Below are 2943 nucleotides of genomic sequence, written 5' to 3'. Positions count from 1 at the left end.
TGAAACTCATTTGGGTTGTATGGTTAAGCGACTAAGCGTATACGGTGGATGCCTTGGCAGTCAGAGGCGATGAAGGACGTAGTAACTTGCGAAAAGCGTTGGCGAGCTAGTAACAAGCATTTGAGCTAACGATGTCCGAATGGGGGAACCCAGCAGCATAAGCTGTTATCGCAACATGAATACATAGTGTTGCGAGGCGAACGAGGGGAACTGAAACATCTAAGTACCCTTAGGAAAAGAAATCAACCGAGATTCCCCTAGTAGCGGCGAGCGAACGGGGATTAGCCCTTAAGTCAGTGGGGTGTTAGTGGAATGCGTTGGAAAGCGCAGCGGCACAGGGTGATAGCCCCGTACATGAAAACTAACCATTGATGAAAACGAGTAAGGCGGGACACGTGACATCCTGTTTGAATATGGGGGGACCATCCTCCAAGGCTAAATACTCCTGACTGACCGATAGTGAACCAGTACCGTGAGGGAAAGGCGAAAAGAACCCCTGTGAGGGGAGTGAAATAGAACCTGAAACCGTATACGTACAAGCAGTGGGAGCGGTTCTTGAGACCGTGACTGCGTACCTTTTGTATAATGGGTCAGCGACTTACATTTTGTAGCGAGGTTAAGCGAATAGCGGAGCCGTAGGGAAACCGAGTGTTAACTGCGCGTTTAGTTGCAAGGTGTAGACCCGAAACCCGGTGATCTAGCCATGGGCAGGTTGAAGGTTGAGTAACATCAACTGGAGGACCGAACCGACTAATGTTGAAAAATTAGCGGATGACTTGTGGCTGGGGGTGAAAGGCCAATCAAACCGGGAGATATCTGGTTCTCCTCGAAAGCTATTTAGGTAGCGCCTCGAGCGAATACCATTGGGGGTAGAGCACTGTTAAGGCTAGGGGGTCATCCCGACTTACCAACCCTTTGCAAACTCCGAATACCAATGAGTACTACTCGGGAGACAGACGGCGGGTGCTAACGTCCGTCGTCAAAAGGGAAACAACCCAGACCGTCAGCTAAGGTCCCAAAGTACTAGCTAAGTGGGAAACGATGTGGGAAGGCTTAGACAGCTAGGATGTTGGCTTAGAAGCAGCCATCATTTAAAGAAAGCGTAATAGCTCACTAGTCGAGTCGGCCTGCGCGGAAGATGTAACGGGGCTAAGCTAGTCACCGAAGCTACGGGTGCACAGTTTACTGTGCGCGGTAGAGGAGCGTTCTGTAAGCCGTTGAAGGTGAAGGGGTAACCCACGCTGGAGGTATCAGAAGTGCGAATGCTGACATGAGTAACGATAAAGGGGGTGAAAAACCCCCTCGCCGAAAGACCAAGGGTTCCTGTCCAACGTTAATCGGGGCAGGGTGAGTCGACCCCTAAGGTGAGGCCGAAAGGCGTAATCGATGGGAAACAGATTAATATTTCTGTACTTCCGCTAACTGCGATGGAGAGACGGAGAAGGCTAGGCTAGCGCGGCGTTGGTAGTCCGCGTTTAAGGTGGTAGGTGGTGTTCTTAGGCAAATCCGGGGACACGTACTTTAATGTACACACTGAGAGCTGATGACGAGGTCCTAAGGGACTGAAGTAGTTGATGCCATGCTTCCAGGAAAATCTTCTAAGCTTCAGGTTAGYGGGAATCGTACCCCAAACCGACACAGGTGGTCGGGTAGAGAATACCAAGGCGCTTGAGAGAACTCGGCTGAAGGAACTAGGCAAAATGGTACCGTAACTTCGGGAGAAGGTACGCTCCTGTTGGTGATGAGACTTGCTCTCTAAGCTGACGGGAGTCGCAGATACCAGGTGGCTGCAACTGTTTATCAAAAACACAGCACTGTGCAAACTCGCAAGAGGAAGTATACGGTGTGACGCCTGCCCGGTGCCGGAAGGTTAATTGATTGGGTTATCGCAAGAGAAGCTCATGATCGAAGCCCCGGTAAACGGCGGCCGTAACTATAACGGTCCTAAGGTAGCGAAATTCCTTGTCGGGTAAGTTCCGACCTGCACGAATGGCGTAATGATGGCCACGCTGTCTCCAGCCGAGACTCAGTGAAGTTGAAATTGCGGTGAAGATGCCGTATACCCGCGGCTAGACGGAAAGACCCCGTGAACCTTTACTATAGCTTGGCACTGAACATTGAACCTACATGTGTAGGATAGGTGGGAGACTTTGAAGTTGKGACGCTAGTCMTGATGGAGTCGTCCTTGAAATACCACCCTTGTAGTTTTGATGTTCTAACCTAGGTCCCTTATCGGGATTAGGGACAGTGCCTGGTGGGTAGTTTGACTGGGGCGGTCTCCTCCCAAAGAGTAACGGAGGAGCACGAAGGTTGGCTAAGTACGGTCGGACATCGTACGGTTAGTGCAATGGCATAAGCCAGCTTAACTGCGAGACATACACGTCGAGCAGGTACGAAAGTAGGTCATAGTGATCCGGTGGTTCTGAATGGAAGGGCCATCGCTCAACGGATAAAAGGTACTCCGGGGATAACAGGCTGATACCGCCCAAGAGTTCATATCGACGGCGGTGTTTGGCACCTCGATGTCGGCTCATCACATCCTGGGGCTGAAGTCGGTCCCAAGGGTATGGCTGTTCGCCATTTAAAGTGGTACGCGAGCTGGGTTCAGAACGTCGTGAGACAGTTCGGTCCCTATCTGCCGTGGGCGTTGGATGATTGAAGGGAGCTGCTCCTAGTACGAGAGGACCGGAGTGGACGAACCGCTGGTGTTCGGGTTGTCATGCCAATGGCATTGCCCGGTAGCTACGTTCGGAATCGATAACCGCTGAAAGCATCTAAGCGGGAAGCGAGCCCTAAGATGAGTCATCCCTAGGAATTTAATTCCTCTAAAGAGCCGTTCGAGACTAGGACGTTGATAGGCATGGTGTGTAAGCGTTGTGAGGCGTTGAGCTAACATGTACTAATGACTCGAGAGGCTTAACCATACAACCCAGATGGGTTTTA

At 51.2% G+C, this 2943-nt stretch carries 1 rRNA gene; it reads left to right on the top strand.

The annotated features are described in order from the left end of the window. Positions 1–21 precede the first annotated feature (21 nt). Positions 22–2924 (top strand): 23S ribosomal RNA (locus L5M28_RS23770). The last annotated feature ends 19 nt before the right edge of the window (positions 2925–2943 follow it).

It is taken from the genome of Shewanella sp. SW32, assembly GCF_025653365.1.
Taxonomy (GTDB): Bacteria; Pseudomonadota; Gammaproteobacteria; order Enterobacterales; family Shewanellaceae; genus Shewanella; species Shewanella oncorhynchi.
Note: the sequence above shows the minus strand (reverse complement) of the source record. Positions and strands in the feature narration are given on the sequence as shown.